The sequence below is a fragment of the Rhodanobacter denitrificans genome (genome assembly GCF_000230695.2).
GTDB lineage: Bacteria > Pseudomonadota > Gammaproteobacteria > Xanthomonadales > Rhodanobacteraceae > Rhodanobacter > Rhodanobacter denitrificans.
In genome coordinates this window covers 1,746,814-1,771,521 of sequence record NC_020541.1, presented here as the reverse complement: position 1 = coordinate 1,771,521, position 24,708 = coordinate 1,746,814, and the positions used below count along the sequence as shown (strand labels likewise).

Genomic DNA, 24,708 nt, shown 5'->3' with positions numbered 1-24,708 from the left:
ATCGTCAAGTCCGCGTCGCCCGGCTCGGTTCCCTCACTCGGCCGCGCGCTTGCTCGACGCACCGTCGGCGCTGAGGCTCGGCCATGCGGCGCGCAGGTAATGCAGGCCGGACCAGATCGTCAGCACGCCGGCGATCACCAGCAGCGCCTCGCCGATGTGGTACAGCCGCAACGCCTCCGCGGCTTTCTCGTGCTGCACGATCAGCACCACCAGCGCGACCATCTGCATCACCGTCTTCAGCTTGCCGATGAAGGCGACCTTGACGGTGGCGCGCATGCCGATCTCGGCCATCCACTCGCGCAGCGCCGACACGCTGATCTCGCGCCCGACGATCACCGCCGCGGTCACCGCCATCAGCACGCCCGGCCAGCCGCCGCGATGCGACTCGACCAGCAGGAACAAGGTCACCGCCACCATCAGCTTGTCGGCCACCGGGTCGAGGAACGCGCCGAAGGCGGAGGTGAGATTCATCCGCCGCGCCAGGTAGCCGTCGAGCCAGTCGGTGACCGCCGCCAGCACGAACACGACCGCCGCCGTGATGTTGTGCCCCGCGAACGGCAGGTAGAACACCACCACCATGACCGGCAACAGCGCAACGCGGAAGAGGGTCAGCCAGGTCGGCAGGTTGATGTGCATGATTCGTCCCGATGATTGGTTGCAGTTTCGCATGACCGCGCGCCACTGCCGAGTGAAGGCGCGCGCCGATGTTCAGCCATGCAGGCTGGCGTAGATGCGCTCGGCCAAACCGCGGTCGATTCCTTTCACCTGCATCAGTTCCTCGACGCCGGCGCGCTCCAGTCCCTGCATGCCGCCGAACGCCTTCAGCAAGGCGGTACGCCGGCGTGCGCCGATACCCGGCACGTCTTCCAGCACGCTGTGCTCGCGCGCCTTCTCGCGCCGCTTGCGATGGCCGCTGATGGCGAAGCGGTGGGCCTCGTCACGCACCGCCGCGACCAGGTGCAGCGCGGGCGACGATGACCCCGGATGCAGCTCACGGCCGGAGTCGGCAAGTACCAGCGTTTCCTCGCCAGCGCGTCGGCCCGGTCCCTTCGCCACGCCGACCACCTCGATGCCGTCGACGCCAAGTTCCTTCAGCACCTCCAGTGCCTGCGCCACCTGCCCGCCGCCGCCGTCGATCAGCAGCACGTCCGGACGCGCACCCTCGCCTTCGGCCAGCTTGCGGAAGCGCCGGGTCAGCGCCTGGTGCATCGCCGCGTAATCGTCACCGGGCGTGATACCGGTGATGTTGAAGCGGCGGTAGTGCGATTTTTCCGGCCCTTCCGGACCGAACACCACGCACGAGGCCACGGTCAGCTCGCCCAGCGTGTGGCTGATGTCGAAACATTCGATGCGGCGCGGCGACTCGTCCAGCCCCAGCACCTTCTGCAGGTCGTCGAAGCGCGTGCCGAGGGTCTGTCGACTGGCCAGCCGTGCGGTCAACGAGGCCTGCGCATTGCGCTCGGCCATCTGCAGGAACTGCGCACGCTCGCCGCGCACGCTGGACTTCAACTCGACCGCGCGGCCGGCGTACTGGCCGAGCAGTTCGGCGAGGATGGCCTGGTCGGCCAGCGCCTCGCCCAGGATCAGCTCGCGTGGCACCGGTCGGTCCAGGTAGTACTGCGCAATGAACTGCGCCAGTACGTCGGCCGGCTCGGCATCCAGCGGCAGGCGCGGGAAGAAGTCGCGCGTCCCCAGGCTGATGCCGTTGCGGAAGAACAGCACGCTGACGCAGGCCATGCCCGCCTCGATGCGGCAGGCGATCACGTCCATGTCGGCGCTGGCACCCTGCACGTGATTCTGCGCCTGCAGCTGGCGCAGCGCAGCCACCTGGTCGCGCAGTTTCGCCGCACGCTCGAACTGCAGCGCCTTGCTGGCCTGCTCCATCGCCTCGGCCAGCTCGTCAATCACCGCATTGCTGCGCCCCTCCAGGAACATCTCGGCGTGGCGCACGTCGTTGCGGTAGTCCTCCACGCTGATCAGCCCCACGCACGGCGCGCTGCAGCGGCCGATCTGGTACAGCAGGCAGGGGCGCGTGCGGTTGCGGAAATAGCTGTCCTCGCATTGGCGCACCTTGAACAATTTCTGCATCAGGTTGAGGCTTTCGCGCACCGCGTAGACGCTGGGGTACGGCCCGAAGTAGCGTCCCGGCAGGTTCTTCGCGCCGCGATGGAAGGCCAGCCGCGGGTAATCCTCGCCGGTGGAAAGGTAGATGTACGGGTAGCTCTTGTCGTCGCGCAGCAGGATGTTGTAGCGCGGCTTGAGCGACTTGATCAGCTGCGACTCCAGCAGCAGCGCCTCGCCCTCGGTGCGCGTCACGGTGATCTCGACGCGAGCGATCTGCGCCACCATCGCGGCGATGCGCGGCTCCATCCGCGGCTTCAGGAAATAGCTGCCGACGCGCTTTTTGAGGTTGCCCGCCTTGCCCACGTAGAGCAGTTCGCCGGCCGCGTCGAAATGGCGGTAGACGCCAGGCGAAGTGGAGAGCGTGCGGACGAAGGCCTTGCCGTCGAAGGGGAGCGGTTGCGCGGACTGCATGGGCTCATTCTAGCGGCGATGAGCCCATCACATGGAGGCTCAACGCTGCGCGCGCAACCACTGTTCGGCACGTTCCAGGTCGGCCTCGGTGTCGATGCCGGGCGGAAACGGCTGCGGAGTCAGCCGCACCGCGATCGCGTGGCCATGCTCCAGCACGCGCAGCTGTTCCAGCGATTCAGTCTGCTCCAGCGGTGTGCGCGGCAGGCGGCTGTAGCGATCCAGGAAGCCGGCGCGGTAGGCATAGATGCCGATGTGGCGCAGGAACGGCGAACCGGACGGCAGTGCGTGGCGGTCGATGGCGAACGCGTCGCGCGCCCACGGCAACGGCGCGCGGCTGAAGTACAGCGCGCGGCCATTGGCGGCGCGCACCAGCTTCACCACGTTCGGGTCGAACAGTTCCTCGGCATCGATGATCGGCGTGGCCAGGGTCGCCATCGGCGCGTCGTCGCCGGCCAGCGCCTGTGCCACCGCGCGGATGCCGGCGGCCGGCGCGAACGGCTCGTCGCCCTGCAGGTTCACCACGATGCTGTCGTCGGCCCAGCCGTAGTGGCTGGCGCACTCGGCCAGCCGGTCGCTGCCCGAGGCGTGGTCGCTGCGGGTCATGCAGATGTCCACGCCCTCCTGGCCGGCCAGCGCATCGGCGATGCGCCGGTCGTCCACCGCCACCACCACCTGGCGGGCGCCGGCCTGCAGGGCACGCTGCGCCACCCGCACCACCATCGGCACGCCGTCGATCGCGCGCAGCGGCTTGGCCGGCAGCCGGGTCGAGCCGTAGCGGGCGGGAATCGCGACGATGAACGGGGGCACGGCGTTGGACATGGAATTACCAGTCGGTGGATGGGATGTCAGGTTATGGCCTGCAGCGCGAAGCCGCAGCCGCTGGTCAGTTCCAGGAAGCCGGGAAACGAGGTGGCGACGTGGCTGCAGTCGTCGATCCGCACCGGAGCGGTGGCGACCAGCCCGGCCACGGCGAAACTCATCGCGATGCGGTGGTCGAGATGGCTTGCCACCGTGCCGCCGCCCAGCGAACCGCCGTGGATGATCGCGCCGTCCGGGGTTTCCTCGATCGCCGTGCCGAGCGTGCGCAAGCCGGCAGCCATCGTGGCGATGCGGTCGGACTCCTTCACCCGCAGTTCGGCGGCGCCGCGAATCAGCGTACGGCCGCTGGCCACCGCGGCGGCGATGAACAACGCGGGGAACTCATCGATCATGTCCGGCACCAGCGCCTCGGGCAGTTCGACACCATGCAGCGGTGCATGGCGCACCACGAGATCGCCCACCGGTTCGCCGCCGGCTTCACGTTCGTTTTCGATCGTGATGTCCGCGCCCATCAGGCGCAGCGCCTCCAGCAGGCCGGTGCGGCGCGGATTGAGCCCGACCGCCTGCAGACGCAGTTCGGAACCCGGCACGATACTCGCGGCGACCAGGAAGAACGCCGCCGAGGAAAAGTCCGCCGGCACCTCGACGTCGGTGGCACGCAGCGCATGGCCGCCGGAGAGTTTCGCCCAGCCCGGCGCGAACACGATCGGCCAGCCGAACGCAGCCAGCATGCGCTCGGTGTAGTCGCGGGTCGGATGCGGCTCGATGACCTCGGTGTCGCCGGCGGCGTACAGGCCGGCCAGCAGCAGCGCGGACTTCACCTGCGCACTGGCCACCGGCAGCTCGTAGCGGATGCCGTGCAATGGCTGGCCACCACGCACCCGCAGCGGCGGCAGGCCGTCGCGCGTGTCGATGTGCGCGCCCATCAGCGCCAGCGGATCGGTCACCCGGCGCATCGGCCGCTTCGACAGCGAGGCATCGCCAACCAGGGTGCTGTCGAACGCCTGCCCGGCCAGCAGGCCGGCCAGCAGGCGCATGCCGGTGCCGGCATTGCCGCAGTCCAGCGCCTGCGCCGTGCCGCGCAGGCCGTGCAGGCCCGTGCCGTGCACCACGCGCTCGCCGGGCGACGGCGTGTCGATGCGCACGCCGAGTTGCGCCAGCACCGCGGCGGTGGCGCGGGTGTCCTCGCCTTCAAGGAAGCCGCGGATGCGCGACTCTCCCTCGGCGATCGCCGCCAGCATCAGCGCGCGGTGCGAGACCGACTTGTCGCCGGGCACGCGCACGCTGCCGAGCAGCGGGCCGCTGGCCCGGCTGCTCCAGTCCAGGCGGCCGCTCAAGGCAACGCCACCGGGTAGGAACCGAGCACGCGGATGGTCGCCGCCGAAGCGCCGATGTCCTGCACTGCGGCCTGCAGCGCGGCGTCGTCGATGTGGCCGGAGACGTCGATGAAGAACGCGTATTGCCACTTGCCGGTATGCGCCGGCCGCGACTCGATCCGGTTCAGGCTGATGCCGTGCCTGGCGAACGGGCTGAGCACGTCGTACAGCGCACCGGGCTTGTCGTTGACCGTGATCAGCAGCGAGGTGCGGTCGTTGCCCGAAGGCGGGAACAGCGAGCGGCCGATCACCAGGAAGCGCGTGGTGTTGTCGGCGCGATCCTCGATGCCCTGCGCCACCGTCTTCAGCCGATAGACCTTGCCTGCGCTTTCGCCGGCGATCGCCGCCACATCGTCGGCATGCAGCGCCAGCCGCGCCGCCTCGGCATTGCTCGACACCGCGATGCACTCGACCTCGGGCAGGTTGATGCGCAACCAGGTCTTGCACTGCTGCAGCGACTGCGCGTGGGCGTAGATGCGGCGCACGTCTTCCAGCCTGCCACTGCGCGAGTGCAGGCACTGGTGCACGCGCAGCTCGATCTCGCCGCAGATGGTGGCTTCGGAGGTGAGGAACATGTCCAGGGTGACCTGGATCATGCCCTGGCCGGAGTTTTCCACCGGCACCACGCCGAAATCGGCATGCCCGGCGGCGACCTCCTGGAACACTTCCTCGATGCTGCCCAGCGGCAGGCCGTAGGCGGCATGGCCGAAGTGCTTGCGCACGGCCTGTTCGCTGAAGGTGCCTTCCGGGCCGAGGAAGCCGATCTTCAATGGGTCTTCCTGCGCCAGGCAGGAGGACATGATCTCGCGGAACAGCCGCACCATCTCGACGTCGGACAGCGGCCCCTGGTTGCGGTCCACCACCATGCGCAGCACGTGGGCCTCGCGTTCGGGGCGGTAATAGTCGATCGCCGAAAGCCCCTCGCCCTTCACCTTCGCCACCGTGCGCGCATGATTGGCGCGTTCGGAAATCAGTTGCTGGATCTGCCGGTCGATGCTGTCGATGCGTTCGCGCATCTCGCTCAACGGGGTCTTCGGGTCGGTCATGCGTTCAGCCGCCTGGATGGATGGAAGTCCAAATGATGAAGCGGCATCTTGCCTGAAAATTCCGCTTTGGTGCGCTCAGCCATGACGCTGCGCAAAGTCGCGCATGAACGCCACCAGCGCCTGGACCGCCTCCGGCGGCACCGCGTTGTACAGCGAAGCGCGCATGCCACCGAGCGCCTTGTGGCCCTTCAGCGCGAGCAGGCCGGCGGCCTCGGACTCCTGCAGGAAGGCGGCGTCCAGCGCACCGTCGTGCAGGGTGAAGCGCACGTTCATGCGCGAGCGCGCGGACGGCTCGATCGGGTTGCGATAGTAGCCGCCGGAGCCGTCGATGGCCTGGTACAGCAGCTCGGCCTTGAGCCGGTTGCGCTCGGCCATCGTACCCAGCCCGCCCTGCGCCTTGAGCCACTGGAAGGTCAAGCCGGCCACGTACCAGCCCCAGGTGTTCGGCGTGTTGAGCATCGAGTCGGCGGCGGCGTGTTCGGCATAGCGGAAGATCCGCGCCATCGGCCGGCCCGCCCGCTGCAGCAGGTCGCGGCGGATGATCAACACGACCAGGCCGGACGGACCGATGTTCTTCTGCGCACCGGCGTAGATCAGCCCGAAGCGGCTCACGTCCAGCGGTTCGGACAGGATGTTCGAGGACAGGTCCGCCACCAGCGGTACCGTGCCGCCGACGTCGGGGATGGCGTGGAACTCGACGCCGTGAATCGTCTCGTTCGGCGTGTAGTGGACGTAGGCGGCGTGCGGATCGAGCCGCCAGCTGTCGAGTGGCGGCAGCCGCAGGTAGCCGTCCGCCTCGCTGCTGGCGGCCACGTTCACCCGCACGTAGGATCCGGCCTCGCTGGCCGCCTTCGCGCTCCAGTGCCCGCTGACGACGTAGTCGGCGCTGTCGCCCGCGCCGGCGAGGTTCATCGGGATCTGCGCGAAGTGCTGGGTGGCGCCGCCCTGCAGGAACAGCACGGCGTAGTCGGCCGGTATGCCCATCAACTCGCGCAGGTCGGCCTCGGCCTGGGCGGCCATCGCGATGAAACGCTTGCCGCGGTGGGATTGCTCCATCACCGAGGCGCCGCTGCCGTTCCAGTCCAGCATCTCGCGCTGGGCGCGTTCGAGTACCGCCAGCGGCAGCGCCGCCGGGCCGGCGCTGAAATTCCAGACTCTGCTCACGTGCGCCTGCGTCCTGTCGAGGATGTTCCGCGCATTATGGCGCGGCGCAGCATGAAGCCGTCAACTGTCAGAAGCGAATCAGCAGGACCAGCGCGATGCCCAGCGCCAGCACGGCAGCGGTGACGATCAGCCACCACACTTCCCCGCTCGGCCCGGCCGACTCTTCCGGCAGCTGCGGCGGCAATGCTTCAGCCATCACGATCTCCGGCTCCATGCCCGGCCCGTCGACCACGAAGCGGTGCATCGCCACGCCGATCTGGTCGCCGGGCTGCAGCGCCAGCTTCTGCACCATCACGCCGTTGACCCTGAGCGGGTGGCGCTCGCACGAGCGGGTGGTCTCCAGCCACAGCTGGCCGCCCTCCCAGGAGATCCGCAGCGCCACGACGCCACCTTGCGGCAACTCCAGCGGGCAGTCGCCGTGCGGTCCGAACGTGAGGCTGTGCCGCAATGGCAGTACCCGGCCCGACAGCGGGCCGGCCACGGCACGCAGGGCCACCGTGCAGCAGTCCTGCTCGGGCACGTCCAGCGGCGGGCGCCGGGCGGGATCTTCATCGTCACGCAACAGCAGGCGGCAGTCGCCCACGCTGACCACATCGCCGGCGCGCAGCAAGGCGCGTTCGCGCACTGGCCGCGCGTTGACGTAGATGCGGTCGGCCGACGGCAGCACCTGCAGCACCCAGCCGCGACGATCCTGCTGGATACGCAGATGCTGCGGCGCCGCCTGGCTGGCTGCCAGCACGAGGTCGTTGTCGGGCGCGCTACCGATGCGCAACTGCATCTGCGCCCAATGAAAATCCTCACGAGCCGCATGGGGGAATTCGATACGCATGGATCAACCGGTCGATGGACCGCGGAACTCTAGCATGCACCTGCATGGCATCAGGAATCCGCCCCCTGCCTCCAGGGCGCCTGGTCCCGCCATCGACCGGGTGACTTGCCGCGGCGGAACAGGCTCTAAGATGGTGCCTTTAGCCAGGAAGCCGCGATGCCCAAGATCGATATCCGCCGCCCGCACCAGCTGCCAATTGCCGAAGCCCGTGCCGTAGTCGACCAGGTGGCCACACGGATGCGCGAGAAATTCGGCATGAATGGACGCTGGCAGGGCGACACCCTGCTGTTTTCCCGGCCCGGCGTCAGCGGTTCGATCGCCGTGGGCGGCGACGCGATCCAGGTCAAGGCCGAGCTGGGGCTGCTGCTGGCGCCGCTGAAGGGCATGATCGAACAGGAGATCCGGCGCAAGCTGGACGAGCATTTCGCCTGATCTGCCTCGATCCTGGCCGACGTTGATGATTCTTTAACCATGCACTCATCCGTGGCATAATCGATGGCTTACGCAGCCATGACGGCTGTGCGTGAACCCCGGAACACATGGCCAAAGACGACGTCATCGAAATGGAAGGCACGGTCCAGGAGACCCTGCCGAATACCATGTTTCGTGTGCAACTGGAGAACGGGCACGTGATCATCGCCCACATTTCCGGTCGCATGCGCAAGCACTACATCCGCATCCTTACCGGCGACAAGGTCAAGATCGAAATGACCCCGTACGACCTGAGCAAGGGCCGCATCACGTACCGCATGAAGTAATCGCGGTGGCGTTGCAGGTTGCCGCGCCCGCGGGACGGCGGCACCGGACATGACAAAGGCGGCGCCATGCGCCGCCTTTGCTTTGGCCCCGCATCCGGCTTACCCGGCCACGCCTACCCGACCACGGCCGGCAGCTTCTCGGCCGCCTTGCAGTCGACCTTCAGTTCGCCGTCCGCCACGCTCAGGCGAACCACGCCACCTTCGGCCAGCTTGCCGAACAGCAACTCGTCGGCCAGCGCACGCTTCACCTTTTCCTGGATCACCCGCGCCATCGGGCGCGCGCCCATCTGCGGGTCGAAACCATGCTCGGCCAGCCAGCGGCGGGCATCGGCGTCCACGTCCAGGCTTACCCGCTTGTCGGTCAGCTGGCTTTCCAGCTCGATCAGGAACTTGTCCACCACGCGCAGGATGTGCTCGAAGTCGAGCGCGGCGAACTGGATGATCGCATCCAGCCGGTTGCGGAACTCCGGCGTGAAGATGCGGCGGATCACTTCCATCGCATCCGACTCGTGCTTCTGCTCGACGAAGCCCATGCTGCGCCGCGCCGCGATCGCCGCGCCCGCGTTGGTGGTCATCACCACCACCACGTTCTTGAAGTTCGCCTCGCGGCCGTTGGTGTCGGTCAGCACGCCGCGGTCCATCACCTGCAGCAGGATGTTGAACACGTCCGGGTGCGCCTTCTCGATCTCGTCCAGCAGCAGCACCGCGTGCGGATGCTTGGTCACCGCCTCGGTCAGCAGGCCGCCCTGGTCGAAGCCGACGTAGCCCGGAGGCGCACCGACCAGCCGCGACACCGAATGCCCTTCCATGTACTCGGACATGTCGAAGCGGATCATCTCGATGCCGAGCTGCATCGCCAGCTGCTTGGTCACCTCGGTCTTGCCCACGCCGGTCGGGCCGGCGAGCAGGAAGCAGCCGATCGGCTTGGAGGGATCGGCCAGGCCCGAACGGGCCATCTTGATCGATGCGGCCAGCGCCTCGATCGCCGGGTCCTGGCCGAACACCACCATCTTCAGGTTGCGCTCGAGGTTGCGCAGCACGTCGCGATCCGACGCGGAGACCTGCTTGGCCGGAATCCGCGCCATCTTCGCCACGATGTACTCGACCTCGCCCACGTCGACCGTACCGGTACGCTGGTCTTCCGGCAGCAACCGCTGGCGCGCGCCGGCCTCGTCGATCACGTCGATCGCCTTGTCCGGCAGCAGCCGGTCGGGGATGTGCTTGACCGACAGGTCCACCGCCGCCTTCAGCGCCTCGTTGGTATACGCCACGTGGTGATGCTCCTCGAAGCGCGAGCGCAGGCCCTTGAGGATCTCGATGCTATCGGCCACGGTCGGCTCGACCACGTCGATCTTCTGGAAGCGGCGCGCCAGCGCGCGGTCCTTCTCGAACACGCCGCGGTATTCCTGGAACGTGGTCGAACCGATGCAGCGCAGCTCGCCGGAGGCCAGCATCGGCTTGATCAGGTTGGAGGCGTCCATGGTGCCGCCCGAGGCCGAGCCGGCACCGATGATGGTGTGGATCTCGTCGATGAACAGGATCGCGCCGGGCTGCTTCTTCAGCTGCGCGATCACGCCCTTCAGGCGCTTCTCGAAGTCACCGCGGTACTTGGTACCGGCGACCAGTGCACCCAGGTCGAGCGACCAGATCGTGGCGTCCTCCAGCACCTCGGGCACCTCGCCGTCGACGATGCGCTTGGCCAGGCCCTCGGCCAGCGCGGTCTTGCCCACGCCAGCCTCGCCCACGTACAGCGGGTTGTTCTTGCGCCGGCGGCACAGCACCTGGATGGTGCGCTCGATCTCGTCGGTGCGGCCGATCAGCGGGTCGATCTTGCCTTCCAGCGCCAGCTCGTTGAGGTTGCTGGCGAACTCGTGCAGCGGGTTGCCCTTCGGCTCGCCGCCCTCCTCGCCCTCGCGCTCGCCGCCGGACACGCCCGCGGCCGGCTCGTCGCCGATCTTGGCGATGCCGTGCGAGATGTAGTTGACCACGTCGAGCCGGGTGATCTCCTGCTGGTGCATGAAATACACCGCGTGTGAATCCTTCTCGCCGAAGATCGCCACCAGCACGTTCGCACCGGTGACCTCCTTCCGGCCGGAGGATTGCACGTGATACACCGCGCGCTGCAGCACGCGCTGGAAGCCCAGCGTGGGCTGCGTGTCGCGCTCGTCGCCGGACGGCAGCACCGGCACGGTCTCGTTGATGATGCGTTCCAGGTCGGCCGACAGCCGCGGCAGGTCCGCGCCGCAGGCGCGCAAGGCACCGAGCGCCGACTGGTTTTCGGTCAGCGCCAGCAGCAGGTGCTCCACCGTCATGAATTCATGGCGCTGCTCGCGGGCCCGCTTGTAGCAATGGCCGATGGTGACTTCCAGATCCTTGCTGAACATTCGGATCGTCTCCGCTTTGCGTGGTGAGCGGCCTTCAGCGCCGCAACGAGCACAAAATGGGGTCGCTCAAAGCTTTTCCATAGTGCACAGCAACGGGTGCTGATGGGAACGTGAATATTCGTTGACGTGGGTTACCTTGGTTTCGGCCACTTCGCGGGTAAATACACCACACACGCCGCGTCCGCGCGTGTGGACGTGCAGCATCACCTGCACCGCCTGCTCCTGATCCAGGTTGAAAAAGGTACGCAGCACCTCGACCACGAAGTCCATCGGGGTGAAGTCGTCGTTCAGCAGCAGCACCTGGAACAGCGGGGGGCGCGCCGCCTCGGGCTTCGCGGTTTCCAGCGCCAGACCGCGGCCGCTGTCGTGCTCATGTTCGGGTTCGTGGGCCATGGTTGCTTGGGTGTGATCTCTGGTTCGAAGTATACGCCGCGGTGCCGATGCCGCCCCTGCGGCGGTGCGACAACGGAGGTGATGGCACAATGGCCGCTTTTCCAGTCCCCGCCCACCATGGCTGATTCCAGCACCCCCGCCGAGATCTGGCGCCCGCACGTCACCGTCGCCTGCGTGGTGGCCGACGGCGAGCGCTACCTGATGGTCGAGGAAGCGGTTCATGGCCAGCTGGCCTGGAACCAGCCGGCCGGCCACCTGGAAGACGGCGAAACCCTTGCCGATGCGGCCCTGCGCGAGACGCTGGAGGAAACCGGCTGGACGGTCGAGCTGCAGCACCTGATCGGCGTGCACCAGTGGCGCAGCACCGAGCACGGCGACGCCGTGATCCGCTTCAGCTTCGCCGCCCGCGCAGTGAGCCACGACCCGCAGCGTCCGCTGGACGCCGATATTCGCCGCGCCACATGGCTGACCCGCGCCGAAATCGCCGCGCTGGGCGAGCGCCTGCGCAGCCCGATGATCCTGCAGAGCATCGACCTGTGGCTGGCCGGCCGGCGGCTGCCGCTGGATGCCCTGAGTCATCTGCCGGAAGGCGGCGCGCCATGAAGGTGATGCTGGGCATCTCCGGTGGCGTCGACTCCTCGGTCGCCGCGCTGCTGCTGCAGCAGTCCGGCTACGAGGTCGAAGGCCTGTTCATGCAGAACTGGGAGGAGGACGACCGCGCTGGCCCCTGCACCGCCGACGCCGACCGCAAGGATGCCGTGGCCGTATGCGGCCGGCTCGGCATCCCGTTCCACGCGCGCAACTTCGCCGCCGAATACTGGGACGGCGTGTTCGCGCATTTCCTCGCCGAATACCGCGCCGGGCGCACGCCGAACCCCGACGTGCTGTGCAACCGCGAGATCAAGTTCAAGACCTTCCTGGACGAGGCCCGCGCGCTCGGCGCCGAGAAGATCGCCACCGGCCACTACGCCCGCATCGACTGCAAGGACGGCCACTACCGGCTGCTGCGCGCGGTGGACGCGGCCAAGGACCAGAGCTACTTCCTGCACGCGCTGGGCCAGCAGCAACTGGCCGCCACGCTGTTCCCGCTGGGCGGGATCGAGAAGTCGCGCGTGCGCGAGATCGCCCGTGCGGCGGCGCTGCCGACCCACGCGAAGAAGGACTCCACCGGCATCTGCTTCATCGGCGAGCGCGATTTCCGCGGCTTCCTGGCGCAGTACATCCCGGCTTGCCCGGGCGAGATGCGCACCCCCGACGGCGAGCTGATCGGCGAACACCAGGGCGCGATGTACTACACCCTGGGCCAGCGCAACGGACTGGGCATCGGCGGCCGCCACGGGGCCAGCGGCGAAGCCTGGTACGTGGTCGGCAAGGACGTGACGGCCAACGCGCTGTACGTCGCCCAGGGCGGCGAGAACCACTGGCTGTACTCGCGCCGGCTGCGCTCGGAGCCGCCCAGCTGGATCGCCGGCGCCGCGCCCGCCACCCGCTTCCGCTGCACCGCGCGCACCCGCTATCGCCAGGCCGACCAGGCCTGCGCGGTCGTCGTGACCGACGACGGACTTGAGGTACGCTTCGACGAACCCCAGCGCGCTGTCACTCCCGGGCAGTCGGTGGTCCTCTACGATGGCGAGGTCTGCCTCGGCGGCGCGGTGATCGCCGCCACCGACGCGCCTTACGGCGGCCTGCTGCCCGCATCCACCCCCTTCCCCATGTCCCCCGCAGGAGAACCGCAAGCTCGTGTTTGAAACTTTTTCCATGACCGAAGAACGCGTGCTCGCCCTCGCCGGCCTGTTCCAGGCCTGCGCGCTCGCCCAGCAGCTGGCCAACGAGGGGCGCTGCGACGAGGCCGCGATGGAAGCCAGCGTGGCCAGCGTATTCCGCATCGACGCACCTTCGGTGGTCGGCGTGTACGGCAACATCTCGAACGTGCGACTGGGCCTGCGCACCCTGATCGGACAGCTGGACGAAAGCACTCCGGACATGTCAGTGACGCGCATGACGGTGACCGTGATGCGGCTGGAGCGCAGCCTGTCGGCGCGCGCGGATCTGCTGGAGAAACTGCAGCAGGGGATCGTCGCCGCACAGCGGCAGGTCGAGCATTTCGGGCAGGGCTCCAGCCAGGTCAGCAGCCGGCTGGCCGAAGTCTATGCGTCCACCCTGTCGATCCTGAAGCCGCGCGTGATGGTCAGCGGCAACCCGCAGCAGTTGCAGCAAACCGCTGTGGTGGAAAAGGTGCGCACCAACCTGCTCGCCGCGGTGCGCTCGGCAGTGCTGTGGCGGCAACTCGGCGGGCGCCAGTGGCAGCTGCTGCTGTACCGGCGCCAATGCAGCATGCTGGCCCGCGGCCTGCTGACCGGGGCCACGCTGGACAACCGCTGACGACAGCCTTTCCGCTCCACGAAAAAGCAAACGGCGGGCTGATGCCCGCCGTTTTCCTTCCCTGGGTGGAACTCCCTTGCGATAGACCGTCCGTCACTCAACCCGTGCAGGCAGCATGCCGCCCGCACATGTCACCGGCATGGCATCAGAATGACACTTCGCCGAACACGCCGATCTCGTTGGTCTTGGTGTTCTGCACGTGCGGCGGCACCGGAGTGGCAACCGACTTGTCGGCTTTCTCGTGCTTCCACACACCGGCCAGCTTGAAGCCCTTGGTCACCTGGAATTCGACGCCAGCGTTGTAGTAGACATCCTTGTTGGCGCTGTCCAGCGTCTTGCTGAGCTTGGCGTTGTCGTAGCGGGCAAACAGGTTCACGCCATCGGCCACGGCCACGCTGCCCCAGAGCGAGTAGCCATCGGCTTTGTCTGTCGTCGTGGTGAGTACGTTGTTCCAGTTCTTCGCCGTGAAGTACTCGGCGCCGAGGCGGAACGCATCGCTGGCATAGGCCAGCATGAAATCGCCACGCTGGGCGGTATTCGGTGCGTTGATGTTCTCGGTCTCCTGGCCGCGATGGCCGCTGTAGCCACCCACCGCCACGATCATGTTGTCGAACGGCACGAAGCCAACGCGGCCCTCGAAATCCACGCCCTTGCTGCGGCCCGGGTTCTTGTAGCCGTTGCCGTTGACGACCGAGACCGCGTAGTTGAGCGACTTGCTGGCGCCGATGTCGCCGCCCAGGTGCAGGCCCCAGTCGGCCGAGTTGCCGTACTTCAGGCGGTCGGTCAGGGTGTTCTCGACGTAGCGGAAGCCGTAGTACTTCTCGGCAAACGGGATCCACGGCATGTCGGCCGAACCGATGCGGAACACCGCGGCCTGGTCGAACTTGCCCTGTACATAGGCTTTCTTGACGAACAGATTGGTCTGACCGTCGTTGCTGACATAGTTGAAATCGGTGGTCAGGTTGGCCGACCAGATATCGTTGAACTTGTGGTCGACGCCGAGGTAGAAGCGCTTCACATCCAGACCGAAGCCGGACTTGTCGCTCTTGCCCTTGTCGCTGTTCTTGTCGTCGATGCTGGTGAAGTCGAAGAACATCTTGCCCGACAGCGTGGTGTTGTTGATCGCCTTCTCCAGCGCGGCCAGCTTCTTGTCGCCGGTCGCCGTCACATTGGTGGCCTTCTCCACCGCCTGGCCGGTGCTGACGTTGATCTCGGACTGGGCGTCGGTGCGCTGTTCCAGTTCGTCCACCTTGGCCTGCAGCGCGGCCAGTTGCGCCTTCAGCTGCTCGACTTCGCTGCTGCTGGCCGGGGCCGTCCTGCTCTGCGCCGGTGCCGCGGCAGCGGCAACGCTGGTCAGGCCAAGGCCGGCGGCAATCGCCACCACAATCAATTTGGAACGCATGTGATTCTCCGCAAGTGGGTGGAAAGCATCTCGATCGCCCCGTCGATCCGATGGCTGGCTAGCGATTGGTTAACAATTCTGCCGGGGGATTTTTACGGTTGGGTGCAGATTTGATGACACATTGAAGACAACGCCACGGCGCCGCCGGAAAGTGTCGCATCCCGCGCCGCATGGCGCGGCTGATATGCTTCGCCGATGGATATTCTCAGCAGCAGCAACAGCACCGCACCGCGCATGGCCGAGCGGTTTCGCGGCTTCCTGCCGGTGGTGGTCGACGTGGAAACCGGCGGCTTCGATGCCGAGCACGACGCCCTGCTGGAGATCGCCGCGGTGCCGCTGGCCATGGACGAAGGCGGCTACCTGCAGCTGCAGCCCACCGTCTCCACGCACGTGGAGCCGTTCCCCGGCGCCAACCTTGACCCGCGTTCGCTGGAGATCACCGGCATCGACCCGGACAACCCGCTGCGCGGCGCGCTGGCCGAGCGCCAGGCGCTGGACCACATCTTTCACGTGGTGCGCGAAGCGGTGCGCCGGACCGGCTGCCAGCGGGCGATCCTGGTCGGCCACAACGCCGCGTTCGACCTGGGCTTCCTGAACCAGGCGGTGCGTCGCTGCGGCCACAAGCGCAACCCGTTCCACCCGTTCAGCTGCTTCGATACGGTCAGCCTCGGCGGGCTCGCCTACGGCCAGACCGTGCTGAGCAAGGCGGTGCTGGCCGCCGGCCACGCCTTCGACAGCCGCGAGGCACATTCGGCGGTGTACGACGCCGAGCGCACCGCCGAACTGTTCTGCAGCGTGATCAACCGCTGGCGTCAGCTGGAGCTGTTCGAGCAGGCCCACAGCGGGCTCGTCGACGCGGCCTGAGCGCTGCCTCGAGGCGGCAGCGCTCGCCGGCTTCCGCATCCGGACGCGACCGGGCGGCAGCCCGGCCCGCCCGGCACGACGCAGCCATGTGACAGTTTGTCATACGCCTGCAACATTCATTTCATCCAATGGCAACACGAAAAGCCTGAAATGGCGAGGTCGCATCCGACTTCCCTCCAAGGAGCTACCGTGTTGACCATCAACAAATCCCCGCTTCGCTTCGCCGCCGTCGCCACGCTTGCCGTGGCCTCGACCTTCGGTGCAGCCGCGCACGCCACCGACATCACCGGCGCCGGCTCCAGTTTCGTCTACCCGGTCATGTCCAAGTGGTCGGCGGCGTACGCCGAGAAAACCGGCAACCACCTGAACTACCAGTCGGTCGGCTCCGGTGCCGGCATCGCGCAGATCAAGGAGGGCACCATCGACTTCGGCGCCTCCGACGCGCCGATGAAGGCCGAGGACCTGCAGAAGTTCGGCCTGGGTCAGTTCCCGGTCGTGGTCGGCGGCATCGTGCCGGTGGTCAACATCACCGGCGTGCGGGCGGACCAGATCAAGCTGGACGGCGCCACCCTCGCCGACATCTTCCTGGGCAAGATCACCAACTGGAACGACCCGAAGATCGCCGCGCTGAACGCCGGCCTCAGCCTGCCGGCCGGCAAGATCACCGTGGTGCATCGCTCGGACGGTTCGGGCACCTCGTTCAACTTCACCAACTACCTGTCCAAGGTCAACCCGGAATGGGCCAGCAAGGTGAAGTTCGGCACCGCCGTGGAATGGCCGACCGGCGTGGGCGGCAAGGGCAACGAGGGCGTCTCGCAGTACGTGCGCCAGATCAAGGGCTCGATCGGCTACGTCGAATACGCCTACGCGGTGAAGAACAAGCTCGCCTGGATCGACCTGAAGAATGCCAGCGGCAACTTCATGAAGCCGACCGCCGATGCCTTCGCCGCCGCCGCCGCCACGGCCGACTGGGCCAGCGCCAAGGACTTCAACCTGATCATGACCAACGCGCCGGGCGAGCAGGCGTGGCCGATCACCGCCACCACCTGGGTGATCATGTACAAGTCGCCGAAGAACGCCGGCAACAGCAAGGTCGCCTTCGACTTCTTCAAGACCGCGCTGGAGCACGGCCAGCAAGCCGCCATCGAACTGGATTACGTGCCGCTGCCGGCCTCGCTGGTCAGCCAGATCGAAGCGTACTGGGCGTCCGAGTTCAAGCATTGATGCAGTAAAAGGAAATCCCCCGCCGATCCTGTCGGCGGGGGATTTCGAGTTTCCACCCGCACCACGGGATCCTCATGCCAGCGACCGACACGGCCCTCCCGGCCAGCGACATCCTGGAACAGCGCAGCCGCCGCGACGCGCGCCACGAGCGTCTGTTCCGCTGGCTGCTGAAGGGTTGCGCGCTGATCGTGCTGGCCTCCCTGCTGGGCGCCGCCGGGGCCACGCTGTGGGGCGGCCGCGACGCCTTCGGCACGTTCGGCTGGCACTTCCTGGTCAGCGCGGAGTGGGACCCCGGCAACGACGTCTACGGCGCCATGGTGCCGGTCTACGGCACGGTGATCACCTCGTTCATCGCCCTGCTGATTGCGGTGCCGATCAGCTTCGGCATCGCCGTCTATCTTTCCGAAGTCGCGCCGGCCTGGTTGCGCACGCCGGTCGCCTCGGCGATCGAACTGCTGGCCGGCATCCCCTCGATCATCTACGGCATGTGGGGCTTGTTCATCTTCGCCCCGCTCTTCGCCGATCACATCAAGCCGTGGCTGACCAGCAACCTCGGCAACAAGCCCGACGACGGCAAGCTGTCGTGGGTGGCCGAACACGTGCCGTTCGTCGGCAAGCTGTTCGGCAGCGACTACCCGTTCGGCGCCAGCATCCTGGTCGCCGGCATCGTGCTGGCGATCATGATCATCCCGTTCATCTCCTCGGTGATGCGCGAGGTGTTCCAGACCGTGCCGACCCGGCTGAAGGAGTCGGCCTATGCGCTGGGCTCCAGCACCTGGGAGGTGTCGTGGGACATCGTGCTGCCGTATACCCGCTCGGCGGTGATCGGCGGCATCTTCCTCGGCCTCGGCCGCGCGCTGGGCGAAACCATGGCGGTGACCTTCGTGCTGGGCAACGCGATGCACCTGTCGGCCTCGCTGCTCGATCCCGGCGCCTCGATCGCCTCGACCATCGCGAACCAGTTCAGCGAGGCGGTCGGCCTGCAGAAATCCGCGCTGATGGCACTGGCCTTCCTGCTGTTCGTGGTCACCTTCATCGTGCTGCTGATCGCGCGGCTGATGCTGCGCCGGCTGGCCAGCAAGGAGGGCCGCTGATGAGCGCGCTGTACCTGCGCCGGCGCCTCACCAACGCACTGGCGATGACGCTGAGCATGCTGGCCACCCTGGTCGGCCTGGCCTTTCTGGCCTGGATCCTGTGGGAGACCCTGCGCCAGGGCATCGGTGCGCTGGACCTGAAGCTGTTCACCAAGGTCACCGCCTACGGCGAGGACGGCGGCCTGCTGAACTCGATGGTCGGCAGCCTGATCATCAACTTCATCGGCATCGGCATCGCCACCCCGATCGGCGTGCTGGCCGGCACCTGGCTGGCCGAATACGCCGACCGCACGCGGCTGGGCGAATCGATCCGCTTCCTCAACGACATCCTGCTGTCGGCGCCGTCGATCGTGATGGGCCTTTTCGTCTACACCATCATCGTGCTGCCGAGTACCGCCCTCACCCACGGTTCGACCACGTTCTCCGGTTTCGCCGGCGGCGTGGCGCTGGCGCTGATCGCGCTGCCGGTGATCGTGCGCACCACCGACGAAATGCTGCGACTGGTGCCGTCCACGCTGCGCGAGGCGGCGCTGTCGCTGGGCGTGCCGCAGTGGAAGCTGACCCTGCAGATCCTGATCCGCGCCGCGCGCTCTGGCATCATCACCGGCGTGCTGCTCGCGCTGGCGCGGATCAGCGGCGAGACCGCGCCGCTGCTGTTCACCGCGTTCGGCAACAACTACATGGCGTTCAACCCGATGGACAAGATGTCCAGCCTGCCGCAGATCATCTACCAGTACGCCAACGACCCGGGCGACGCGATGCATGCCCTGGCCTGGGCCGGCGCATTCGTGGTCACCATGTTCGTACTGCTGCTCAGCCTGGCCTCGCGCCTGATCCTTTCCCGCAACAAGGTGTCCCATGACTGATTCCGCGCTCGCCACGAACCCGACGCCGGGGGCGGCAGCAGCGGCGGTAGCCGTCGCGCCCAAGCTCGTCGTGCGCGACCTGCATTTCTACTACGACGGCTTCCAGGCGCTGAAAGGCATCAGCATGGACATCCCGGAAAAGCAGGTCACCGCGATCATCGGTCCGTCCGGCTGCGGCAAGTCGACCCTCTTGCGCATCTTCAACCGCATCTATGCGATCTACCCGAAGCTGGAGGCGAAAGGCTCGATCGAACTGGACGGCGACAACATTCTGGATCCCGGCTATTCGCTGAACCGCCTGCGCAGCAAGGTCGGCATGGTGTTCCAGAAGCCGGTACCGTTCCCGATGACGATCTTCGAGAACGTCGCCTACGGCATCCGCCACCACGAGAAGCTGTCGAAGGCGGACATGGAAGGCCGCGTGGAGCAGGCCCTGCGCAGCGCCGCGCTGTGGGACGAGGTGAAGGACAAGCTCAGGCAGAACGCGCTCGGCCTGTCTGGCGGCCAGCAGCAGCGCCTGTGCATCGCCCGCGCGATCGCGCTGCGGCCGGAAGTGCTGCTGCTGGACGAACCGACCTCGGCGCTCGACCCGATCGCCACCAGTCGCATCGAGCAATTGGTGGAAGAGCTGAAAAGCCAGTTCACCATCGTCATCGTTACCCACAACATGCAGCAGGCGGCGCGCGTCTCCGACCTCACCGCCTTCATGTACCTGGGCGAGCTGATCGAGTTCGACCAGACCGAAAGGATCTTCACCAAGCCGGGCAAGAAGCAGACCGAGGATTACATCACCGGGCGCTTCGGCTGATCACACAGGACCCCACCATGAACACCGGCACCGACCACATCATCAAGAGTTACGACAGCGAGCTGGCCCGGCTCACCGGCGAGATCGTGCGCATGGGCGAGCTGTCGGTGACGCAGCTGGAAGCGGCCATCGACGTGCTCGAACGCCGCGACGAGCGCGCCGCCCAGCGCGTGGTCGGCAACGACGACGCGATCGACCAGCTGGAGCAGGAAATCGGCCACGACGTGGTGCGCCTGCTGGCGCTGCGCGCGCCGATGGCCAGCGACCTGCGCAACGTGTATGCCGCGCTGCGCATCGCCTCGGACATCGAGCGCATCGGCGACTATGCCGCCAACGTGGCGAAACGCTCGATCCCGCTGTCGATGGTGGCGCCGGTGGCGCCGGTCGGCGGCCTGCACCAGCTGGCCACGCTCGCCGCCGGCGAAGTGCGCGAGGTGCTGGCGGCCTACCGCGACCGCGACGCCGAGCGCGCCTACCAGGTGTGGAAGGACGACGTGGTACTGGACGAAGCCTATACCGGCTACTTCCGCCAGCTGCTCACCTACATGATGGAAGACCCGCGCAACATCACGCCGTGCACCCACCTCTTGTTCATGGCCAAGAACATCGAGCGCATCGGCGACCACGCCACCAACATCGCCGAGAACGTGTGGTTCCAGGTCACCGGCGAGCCGCTGGACAAGCAGCGCAGCAAACGCGACCTCACCTCCAGTCCGGAAACCACCAAGCTCGGCGAATGACCCGCCCGGCCGACACGGAAACCTGTCGGCTGGGGGCCGGCGCCTAGGCGGCGGTGAGCTTGAGGCCGACGATGCCTGTCAGGATCAGCGCCACGCACAGCAGCCGTGGCCAGGTGGCCGGATCGCCGAACAGCACGATGCCCAGCGCCACCGCACCGACCGCGCCGATGCCGGTCCAGATCGCATACGCGGTGCCGATCGGCAGCGTTTTCACCGCCAGCGCCAGCAACACGATGCTGACCGCCATCGCCGCCAGCGTGCCGGCGCTGGGCCACAGCCGGGTAAAACCTTCGGTGTACTTGAGGCCGATGGCCCAGACCACTTCGAACAAGCCGGCCAGCAGCAGATGGATCCACGCCATGATGACGCTCCCCGGTGTACTGCAGGGCCGTCCCCGCGATGGAAAAGTGCGCGGGGTCGTCCCCGCGCCGGCGAGCAGTTACGACCGCTCGCGCGTCTCGCGGCGACGCTGGATGCCGCGCACGATGCCATAGCCGCCGATCAGCAGCCAGGCCACCTGCATGATGAACGCCGCCAAGTTGAAATTGCCGAAGCCCAGCGACAGCATCACGCCGACCGCACCCAGCACGTTCATCAGCTGATAGACCAGCCCGCTGCCTTGCAGCTTGCGCTCCTGCAGCAGGAAGAACGCCAGCAGCACCAGCGCCACGCCGAGGTAACCGGCCCAGTCGTACCAGAAGAAGCTCATCGCTTCGCGCTCCGCTGGCGCAAGGCCTCGAACAGCACCACGCCGGTGGCGACCGAGACGTTGAGGCTTTCCATCGTGCCCGGCATCGGGATCTTCGCCACGAAATCGCACAGCTCGCGGGTGAGCCGGCGGATGCCCTCGCCTTCGCTGCCCAGCACCAGCGCCACCGGTCCGTTGAAGTCGACGCCGTAGACGGTGGTGTCAGTGTCGCCGGCCAGGCCGGTGATCCACACGCCGGCATCCTTCAGCTCGCGCAGCGTGCGCGCCAGGTTGGTCACCGCGATCAGCGGCACCCGGTCGGCGCCGCCGGCCGAGGCGCGGCGCACCACCGGGGTCAGCCCGACCGCGCGGTCCTTCGGCACGATCACCGCGGTGACTTTCGCCGCCGCCGCGCTGCGCAGGCAGGCGCCGAGGTTGTGCGGATCGGTGACACCGTCGAGCACCAGCACCAGGGTGTCGTTGCCGTCGCGCTCCAGCAGAGCAGCCAGGTCGCTCTCATGCGCCGCCGGCGCCGCCTCGAAACGCGCCACCACGCCCTGGTGGCGCGCCTCGCCGGCCAGCTTGTCCAGCTCGTCGCGCGGGCGATGCTGCACCGGAATCTTCAGTTTCTTCGCGCGCTCCGCCAGATCCAGCACGCGGGCGTTGCGCTGGCCGTGCTCGACCAGCACTTCGCGCACGCGTTCGGCGTCGTTGCTCAACGCACCTTCGACCGGGTTGATCCCGACGATCCAGCTCTCGCTCATGGCTTGCCTTTCGGTTTCGGTTTGCGGCCGCCGTGTTTCTTCGGCGCCGGCGACGTAGCCGCCGGGGCGGGTCCGCGCCTGGCCGAGCCCTCCTTGCGCGGGCGGCGGTCGGACGACGACTCGACCCTGCGACCCTGATGCTGGCCTCCGGCATGCTGGCGCGCTGCCGCCGGCTGTGCGCGCGGCGGCGGATTATCGCTCACCGCCGCCTTGCGCGGGGCCGGCGCCGGTGCGGCGACCTCGACCTCCTTGCGGCCGAATGCGCGGCCGATCGCCTTGGCGGCGCGGCCGAACATGCCCGGCGCCTTGGTCGTGGCGGCAGCCTTCTTCGGCAGCGAATACCGTTCGCCCGCGGCGGCATAGTCATACGCCTTGCCGCTACCCGTCGGGGCCGGGGCCGACGTGCGCGGCGAGACCAGCCGGAAGTCGATCTTGCGATCCTCCAGGCTGGCGCGCAGCACCTGGATGCGCACGTGGTCGCCGAGGCGGAACTGCGCGCCGGTGCGCTCGCCCTTGAGCAGTTTACGGGTGGCGTCGAAGTGGTAGTAGTCGTTCATCAGCTGGCTGATGTGCACCAGACCGGACACCTTCGACTCATCCAGCTCCACGAACAGGCCGAACGAGGTGACGCCGGTGACCACGCCGTCGAACTCGCTGCCGATGTGCTTTTCCATCCACGCGCACTTGAAGCGCTCGTCCACGTCGCGCTCGGCTTCCTCGGCACGGCGCTCGCGCTGCGAGCAGTGGACCGCCATCGCCGCCATCTCGGCGGGCGTGTAAGCGTAGTCGGCGGGCTTGCGGCCGGTCAGTGCGTGGCGGATCGCACGATGCACCAGCAAGTCCGGATAGCGGCGGATCGGCGAAGTGAAATGCGCGTATGCCTGCAGCGACAGGCCGAAGTGGCCGCGGTTGTCGGGCTGGTAGGCGGCCATGCTCTGCGAACGCAGCAACACGCTCTGGATCAGCTCGCGCTCGGGGCGGTCGTGCACCATGCGCAGGATCTCGGAGAAATCCCCCGGCGTCACCTCGTCCACCGGCGGCATGCGCAGCTTGAACTCGCGCAGGAACTGCTGCAGGTCCTCGTACTTCTCCGCCGGCGGCGGCTCGTGCGCGCGGAACAGCGCGGGAATTTTCTTCTTCTCCAGGAACAGCGCCGCCTGCACGTTGGCGGCGATCATGCATTCCTCGATCAGCTTGTGCGCGTCGTTGCGCTCGGTGGCGCCCATCGACTCGACACCGCCGGTCTGGTCGAGGCGGAACTTCACCTCCGGCGTCTCGAAGTCGATCGCGCCGCGGCGCCTGCGCTGGCCGGCCATCGCCTTGTACAGCGCGTGCAGGTGCTCCAGCTGCGGCAGCACGTCGGCCACCTCGTGGCGCGCATCCTGCTCGCGCAGGCCCACCGCCTGCCACACCTTGTCGTAGGTCAGCCGCGCATGCGACAGCATCACCGCGTCGTAGAACCTCGACTTGACGACGCTGCCTTCGGCGTCGACCTGCATGTCGCAGACCATGCACAGCCGCTCGACCTTCGGGTTCAGCGAGCAGATGCCGTTGGACAGCGTCTCCGGCAGCATGGGCACCACGAAGCCGGGGAAATAGGTCGAGGTGCTGCGCTCGAACGCCTCGCGATCCAGCGCGTTGCCGACCTGCACGTAATGCGAGACGTCGGCGATCGCCACGATCAGACGCCAGCCGCCGCCACGCCTGGGCTCGGCATACACCGCGTCGTCGAAGTCGCGCGCGTCGGCGCCGTCGATCGTCACCAGCGGCAGCTTGCGCAGGTCGGTGCGGCCCTCGCGCTCGGCGGCGGTCACCGTCGATTCCACCTGCGCCGCGTCGCGCAGCACCTCGGCCGGCCAGTCGTGCGGCAGGTCGTGGCTGGCGATCGCCATCTCCACCACCAGCGACGGCTGCAGGCGTTCGCCCAGCACCGCGCGGATCTCGCCGATCGGACCGCGCTGCAGGGTCGGCGGGTCGGTGATTTCGGCCACCACGATCTGGCCGGAACGCGCGCCCAGCTCGCGGCCGGGCTTGATCATCACGTCCTGGTTCAGGCGGCGGTCGTCGGGCGTCACCAGGGTCACGCCGTCGTCGATCACCACCCGGCCCACCAGCCGCGGCGACCGGCGCTGCAGCACTTCGGCGATCGCGCCCTGCCGGCGTCCGCGGCGATCGATGCCGACCACACTGGCCAGCACGCGGTCGCCGTGCATCACCGCGCGCATCTGCTGCGGCGACAGGTACAGGTCGTCGCCGCCCTCGTCCGGGCGCAGGAAGCCGTAGCCCTCGGCATTGGCCAGCACCACGCCGGCGATCAGGTCGAGTTTCTGCGTCGGCGCGTAGCCGCCGCGCCGGCCCAGCAGCAGCTGGCCGTCGCGCACCATCGCGGCAAGCCGCTTGCGCAGCGCCTCGAGGTCGGTTTCATCATGGATATCGAGCGCCTCGGCGATGCGCGCCTCGGTCAGCAGTTCGCCGCGTTCTTCAAGCAGGGCGAGGATCGCCTCGCGGCTGGGAATCGGGCGCGCATAACGCTGCGCCTCGCGATCGGCATGGGGATCGCGCACGGCGCCTG

General features: G+C 67.6%; 25 protein-coding genes. 11 read left to right on the top strand and 14 right to left on the bottom strand.

Annotation, left to right across the window (positions count from 1 at the left end; genetic code table 11):
* Nucleotides 1–33 precede the first annotated feature (33 nt).
* The 7 genes from pgsA to R2APBS1_RS07920 all read right to left on the bottom strand — a co-directional run bounded on the left by pgsA (nucleotide 34) and on the right by R2APBS1_RS07920 (nucleotide 7,769).
* Nucleotides 34–636 (bottom strand): CDP-diacylglycerol--glycerol-3-phosphate 3-phosphatidyltransferase, encoded by a 603-nt coding sequence (pgsA, locus tag R2APBS1_RS07950; RefSeq protein WP_007508567.1) that lies wholly within the window; start codon nucleotides 634–636, stop codon nucleotides 34–36.
* A 72-nt stretch (nucleotides 637–708) separates the two neighbouring features.
* Entirely contained in the window at nucleotides 709–2,535 is a 1,827-nt protein-coding gene (uvrC, locus tag R2APBS1_RS07945; protein WP_015447514.1) for an excinuclease ABC subunit UvrC, read from the bottom strand.
* 39 nt (nucleotides 2,536–2,574) lie between these two features.
* Complete coding sequence (gene kdsB / locus R2APBS1_RS07940) at nucleotides 2,575–3,354, bottom strand: 3-deoxy-manno-octulosonate cytidylyltransferase (protein WP_007508571.1); 780 nt, start codon at nucleotides 3,352–3,354, stop codon at nucleotides 2,575–2,577.
* Nucleotides 3,355–3,380: 26 nt separating this feature from the next.
* Nucleotides 3,381–4,691, bottom strand: coding sequence for a 3-phosphoshikimate 1-carboxyvinyltransferase (gene aroA / locus R2APBS1_RS07935; protein WP_015447513.1), 1,311 nt, complete (start codon nucleotides 4,689–4,691; stop codon nucleotides 3,381–3,383).
* Nucleotides 4,688–5,776 carry a prephenate dehydratase gene (gene pheA / locus R2APBS1_RS07930; protein ID WP_007508574.1) on the bottom strand — a complete coding sequence of 363 codons (1,089 nt, stop codon included), beginning with the start codon at nucleotides 5,774–5,776 and terminating at the stop codon, nucleotides 4,688–4,690. The genes aroA and pheA overlap by 4 nt, the downstream gene beginning before the upstream one ends.
* 75 nt (nucleotides 5,777–5,851) lie before the next feature.
* On the bottom strand, nucleotides 5,852–6,940 hold the full coding sequence (gene serC / locus R2APBS1_RS07925; RefSeq protein ID WP_015447512.1) for a 3-phosphoserine/phosphohydroxythreonine transaminase: 1,089 nt from the start codon (nucleotides 6,938–6,940) through the stop codon (nucleotides 5,852–5,854).
* 67 nt (nucleotides 6,941–7,007) lie between these two features.
* Nucleotides 7,008–7,769 carry an FHA domain-containing protein gene (locus R2APBS1_RS07920; protein WP_015447511.1) on the bottom strand — a complete coding sequence of 254 codons (762 nt, stop codon included), beginning with the start codon at nucleotides 7,767–7,769 and terminating at the stop codon, nucleotides 7,008–7,010.
* Nucleotides 7,770–7,925: 156 nt separating this feature from the next.
* Here R2APBS1_RS07920 and R2APBS1_RS07915 point away from each other — a divergent pair, with 156 nt between their 5' ends.
* Together R2APBS1_RS07915 and infA are read left to right on the top strand one after the other, a co-directional pair.
* Complete coding sequence (locus R2APBS1_RS07915) at nucleotides 7,926–8,201, top strand: polyhydroxyalkanoic acid system family protein (protein ID WP_007508581.1); 276 nt, start codon at nucleotides 7,926–7,928, stop codon at nucleotides 8,199–8,201.
* 107 nt (nucleotides 8,202–8,308) lie between these two features.
* Nucleotides 8,309–8,527: a translation initiation factor IF-1 gene (gene infA / locus R2APBS1_RS07910; RefSeq protein ID WP_007508585.1), complete on the top strand. Its 219-nt coding sequence runs from the start codon at nucleotides 8,309–8,311 to the stop codon at nucleotides 8,525–8,527.
* Between the two features lie 113 nt (nucleotides 8,528–8,640).
* Here the strand turns inward: infA and clpA are convergent, their stop codons facing one another.
* Both clpA and clpS read right to left on the bottom strand, forming a co-directional pair.
* Entirely contained in the window at nucleotides 8,641–10,911 is a 2,271-nt protein-coding gene (gene clpA / locus R2APBS1_RS07905) for an ATP-dependent Clp protease ATP-binding subunit ClpA (protein WP_007508587.1), read from the bottom strand.
* 66 nt (nucleotides 10,912–10,977) lie between these two features.
* On the bottom strand, nucleotides 10,978–11,304 hold the full coding sequence (clpS, locus tag R2APBS1_RS07900; RefSeq protein WP_007508591.1) for an ATP-dependent Clp protease adapter ClpS: 327 nt from the start codon (nucleotides 11,302–11,304) through the stop codon (nucleotides 10,978–10,980).
* Nucleotides 11,305–11,421: 117 nt separating this feature from the next.
* Here clpS and R2APBS1_RS07895 point away from each other — a divergent pair, with 117 nt between their 5' ends.
* From R2APBS1_RS07895 to hflD, 3 genes are read left to right on the top strand one after another with little or no spacing between them, the layout of a single operon-like run.
* Nucleotides 11,422–11,907, top strand: a complete 486-nt coding sequence (locus tag R2APBS1_RS07895; RefSeq protein WP_015447510.1) for an NUDIX hydrolase — start codon at nucleotides 11,422–11,424, stop codon at nucleotides 11,905–11,907.
* Complete coding sequence (gene mnmA / locus R2APBS1_RS07890; protein ID WP_015447509.1) at nucleotides 11,904–13,052, top strand: tRNA 2-thiouridine(34) synthase MnmA; 1,149 nt, start codon at nucleotides 11,904–11,906, stop codon at nucleotides 13,050–13,052. The genes R2APBS1_RS07895 and mnmA overlap by 4 nt, the downstream gene beginning before the upstream one ends.
* 10 nt (nucleotides 13,053–13,062) lie before the next feature.
* Nucleotides 13,063–13,686 carry a high frequency lysogenization protein HflD gene (gene hflD / locus R2APBS1_RS07885; protein ID WP_007508597.1) on the top strand — a complete coding sequence of 208 codons (624 nt, stop codon included), beginning with the start codon at nucleotides 13,063–13,065 and terminating at the stop codon, nucleotides 13,684–13,686.
* A 145-nt stretch (nucleotides 13,687–13,831) separates the two neighbouring features.
* Here the strand turns inward: hflD and R2APBS1_RS07880 are convergent, their stop codons facing one another.
* On the bottom strand, nucleotides 13,832–15,088 hold the full coding sequence (locus R2APBS1_RS07880) for a porin (RefSeq protein WP_007508599.1): 1,257 nt from the start codon (nucleotides 15,086–15,088) through the stop codon (nucleotides 13,832–13,834).
* A 195-nt stretch (nucleotides 15,089–15,283) separates the two neighbouring features.
* Between R2APBS1_RS07880 and rnt the strand changes: the two genes are divergently transcribed.
* The 6 genes from rnt to phoU all read left to right on the top strand — a co-directional run bounded on the left by rnt (nucleotide 15,284) and on the right by phoU (nucleotide 20,684).
* Nucleotides 15,284–15,952 carry a ribonuclease T gene (rnt, locus tag R2APBS1_RS07875; RefSeq protein WP_007508602.1) on the top strand — a complete coding sequence of 223 codons (669 nt, stop codon included), beginning with the start codon at nucleotides 15,284–15,286 and terminating at the stop codon, nucleotides 15,950–15,952.
* 192 nt (nucleotides 15,953–16,144) lie between these two features.
* Nucleotides 16,145–17,176: a phosphate ABC transporter substrate-binding protein PstS gene (pstS, locus tag R2APBS1_RS07870; protein ID WP_007508603.1), complete on the top strand. Its 1,032-nt coding sequence runs from the start codon at nucleotides 16,145–16,147 to the stop codon at nucleotides 17,174–17,176.
* Between the two features lie 74 nt (nucleotides 17,177–17,250).
* Nucleotides 17,251–18,270, top strand: a complete 1,020-nt coding sequence (gene pstC, locus R2APBS1_RS07865; RefSeq protein ID WP_007508604.1) for a phosphate ABC transporter permease subunit PstC — start codon at nucleotides 17,251–17,253, stop codon at nucleotides 18,268–18,270.
* Nucleotides 18,270–19,136, top strand: coding sequence for a phosphate ABC transporter permease PstA (gene pstA, locus R2APBS1_RS07860; RefSeq protein WP_007508606.1), 867 nt, complete (start codon nucleotides 18,270–18,272; stop codon nucleotides 19,134–19,136). The genes pstC and pstA overlap by 1 nt, the downstream gene beginning before the upstream one ends.
* The gene (pstB, locus tag R2APBS1_RS07855) at nucleotides 19,129–19,944 is read left to right on the top strand and encodes a phosphate ABC transporter ATP-binding protein PstB (protein ID WP_007508609.1); all 816 of its coding nucleotides are present in this window, start codon (nucleotides 19,129–19,131) and stop codon (nucleotides 19,942–19,944) included. Before pstA ends, pstB begins: the two co-directional genes overlap by 8 nt.
* A 17-nt stretch (nucleotides 19,945–19,961) precedes the next feature.
* On the top strand, nucleotides 19,962–20,684 hold the full coding sequence (gene phoU / locus R2APBS1_RS07850; RefSeq protein ID WP_007508611.1) for a phosphate signaling complex protein PhoU: 723 nt from the start codon (nucleotides 19,962–19,964) through the stop codon (nucleotides 20,682–20,684).
* Nucleotides 20,685–20,727: 43 nt separating this feature from the next.
* On the opposite strand, the gene sugE is transcribed toward phoU, so the two are convergent.
* The 4 genes from sugE to rnr form a co-directional block, all read right to left on the bottom strand.
* Nucleotides 20,728–21,045, bottom strand: a complete 318-nt coding sequence (gene sugE, locus R2APBS1_RS07845; protein WP_015447507.1) for a quaternary ammonium compound efflux SMR transporter SugE — start codon at nucleotides 21,043–21,045, stop codon at nucleotides 20,728–20,730.
* A gap of 78 nt (nucleotides 21,046–21,123) precedes the next feature.
* Nucleotides 21,124–21,393: a CBU_0592 family membrane protein gene (locus tag R2APBS1_RS07840; protein ID WP_015447506.1), complete on the bottom strand. Its 270-nt coding sequence runs from the start codon at nucleotides 21,391–21,393 to the stop codon at nucleotides 21,124–21,126.
* The gene (gene rlmB / locus R2APBS1_RS07835) at nucleotides 21,390–22,136 is read right to left on the bottom strand and encodes a 23S rRNA (guanosine(2251)-2'-O)-methyltransferase RlmB (protein ID WP_015447505.1); all 747 of its coding nucleotides are present in this window, start codon (nucleotides 22,134–22,136) and stop codon (nucleotides 21,390–21,392) included. The genes R2APBS1_RS07840 and rlmB overlap by 4 nt, the downstream gene beginning before the upstream one ends.
* Nucleotides 22,133–24,700 (bottom strand): ribonuclease R, encoded by a 2,568-nt coding sequence (gene rnr / locus R2APBS1_RS07830; protein WP_007508620.1) that lies wholly within the window; start codon nucleotides 24,698–24,700, stop codon nucleotides 22,133–22,135. The genes rlmB and rnr overlap by 4 nt, the downstream gene beginning before the upstream one ends.
* Nucleotides 24,701–24,708: the final 8 nt, after the last annotated feature.

What these genes read in the sequence shown, in the direction of transcription:
- phoU (WP_007508611.1), top strand. Translation starts at nt 19,962, where the DNA reads ATGAACACCGGCACCGACCACATCATCAAGAGTTACGACAGCGAGCTG.
- hflD (WP_007508597.1), top strand. Translation starts at nt 13,063, where the DNA reads ATGACCGAAGAACGCGTGCTCGCCCTCGCCGGCCTGTTCCAGGCCTGC.
- uvrC (WP_015447514.1), bottom strand. Translation starts at nt 2,535, where the DNA reads ATGCAGTCCGCGCAACCGCTCCCCTTCGACGGCAAGGCCTTCGTCCGC.
- R2APBS1_RS07895 (WP_015447510.1), top strand. Translation starts at nt 11,422, where the DNA reads ATGGCTGATTCCAGCACCCCCGCCGAGATCTGGCGCCCGCACGTCACC.
- sugE (WP_015447507.1), bottom strand. Translation starts at nt 21,045, where the DNA reads ATGGCGTGGATCCATCTGCTGCTGGCCGGCTTGTTCGAAGTGGTCTGG.
- R2APBS1_RS07840 (WP_015447506.1), bottom strand. Translation starts at nt 21,393, where the DNA reads ATGAGCTTCTTCTGGTACGACTGGGCCGGTTACCTCGGCGTGGCGCTG.
- R2APBS1_RS07915 (WP_007508581.1), top strand. Translation starts at nt 7,926, where the DNA reads ATGCCCAAGATCGATATCCGCCGCCCGCACCAGCTGCCAATTGCCGAA.
- clpA (WP_007508587.1), bottom strand. Translation starts at nt 10,911, where the DNA reads ATGTTCAGCAAGGATCTGGAAGTCACCATCGGCCATTGCTACAAGCGG.
- pstA (WP_007508606.1), top strand. Translation starts at nt 18,270, where the DNA reads ATGAGCGCGCTGTACCTGCGCCGGCGCCTCACCAACGCACTGGCGATG.
- rlmB (WP_015447505.1), bottom strand. Translation starts at nt 22,136, where the DNA reads ATGAGCGAGAGCTGGATCGTCGGGATCAACCCGGTCGAAGGTGCGTTG.
- pstB (WP_007508609.1), top strand. Translation starts at nt 19,129, where the DNA reads ATGACTGATTCCGCGCTCGCCACGAACCCGACGCCGGGGGCGGCAGCA.
- R2APBS1_RS07920 (WP_015447511.1), bottom strand. Translation starts at nt 7,769, where the DNA reads ATGCGTATCGAATTCCCCCATGCGGCTCGTGAGGATTTTCATTGGGCG.
- infA (WP_007508585.1), top strand. Translation starts at nt 8,309, where the DNA reads ATGGCCAAAGACGACGTCATCGAAATGGAAGGCACGGTCCAGGAGACC.
- rnt (WP_007508602.1), top strand. Translation starts at nt 15,284, where the DNA reads ATGGATATTCTCAGCAGCAGCAACAGCACCGCACCGCGCATGGCCGAG.
- pstC (WP_007508604.1), top strand. Translation starts at nt 17,251, where the DNA reads ATGCCAGCGACCGACACGGCCCTCCCGGCCAGCGACATCCTGGAACAG.
- mnmA (WP_015447509.1), top strand. Translation starts at nt 11,904, where the DNA reads ATGAAGGTGATGCTGGGCATCTCCGGTGGCGTCGACTCCTCGGTCGCC.
- pheA (WP_007508574.1), bottom strand. Translation starts at nt 5,776, where the DNA reads ATGACCGACCCGAAGACCCCGTTGAGCGAGATGCGCGAACGCATCGAC.
- kdsB (WP_007508571.1), bottom strand. Translation starts at nt 3,354, where the DNA reads ATGTCCAACGCCGTGCCCCCGTTCATCGTCGCGATTCCCGCCCGCTAC.
- clpS (WP_007508591.1), bottom strand. Translation starts at nt 11,304, where the DNA reads ATGGCCCACGAACCCGAACATGAGCACGACAGCGGCCGCGGTCTGGCG.
- pgsA (WP_007508567.1), bottom strand. Translation starts at nt 636, where the DNA reads ATGCACATCAACCTGCCGACCTGGCTGACCCTCTTCCGCGTTGCGCTG.
- R2APBS1_RS07880 (WP_007508599.1), bottom strand. Translation starts at nt 15,088, where the DNA reads ATGCGTTCCAAATTGATTGTGGTGGCGATTGCCGCCGGCCTTGGCCTG.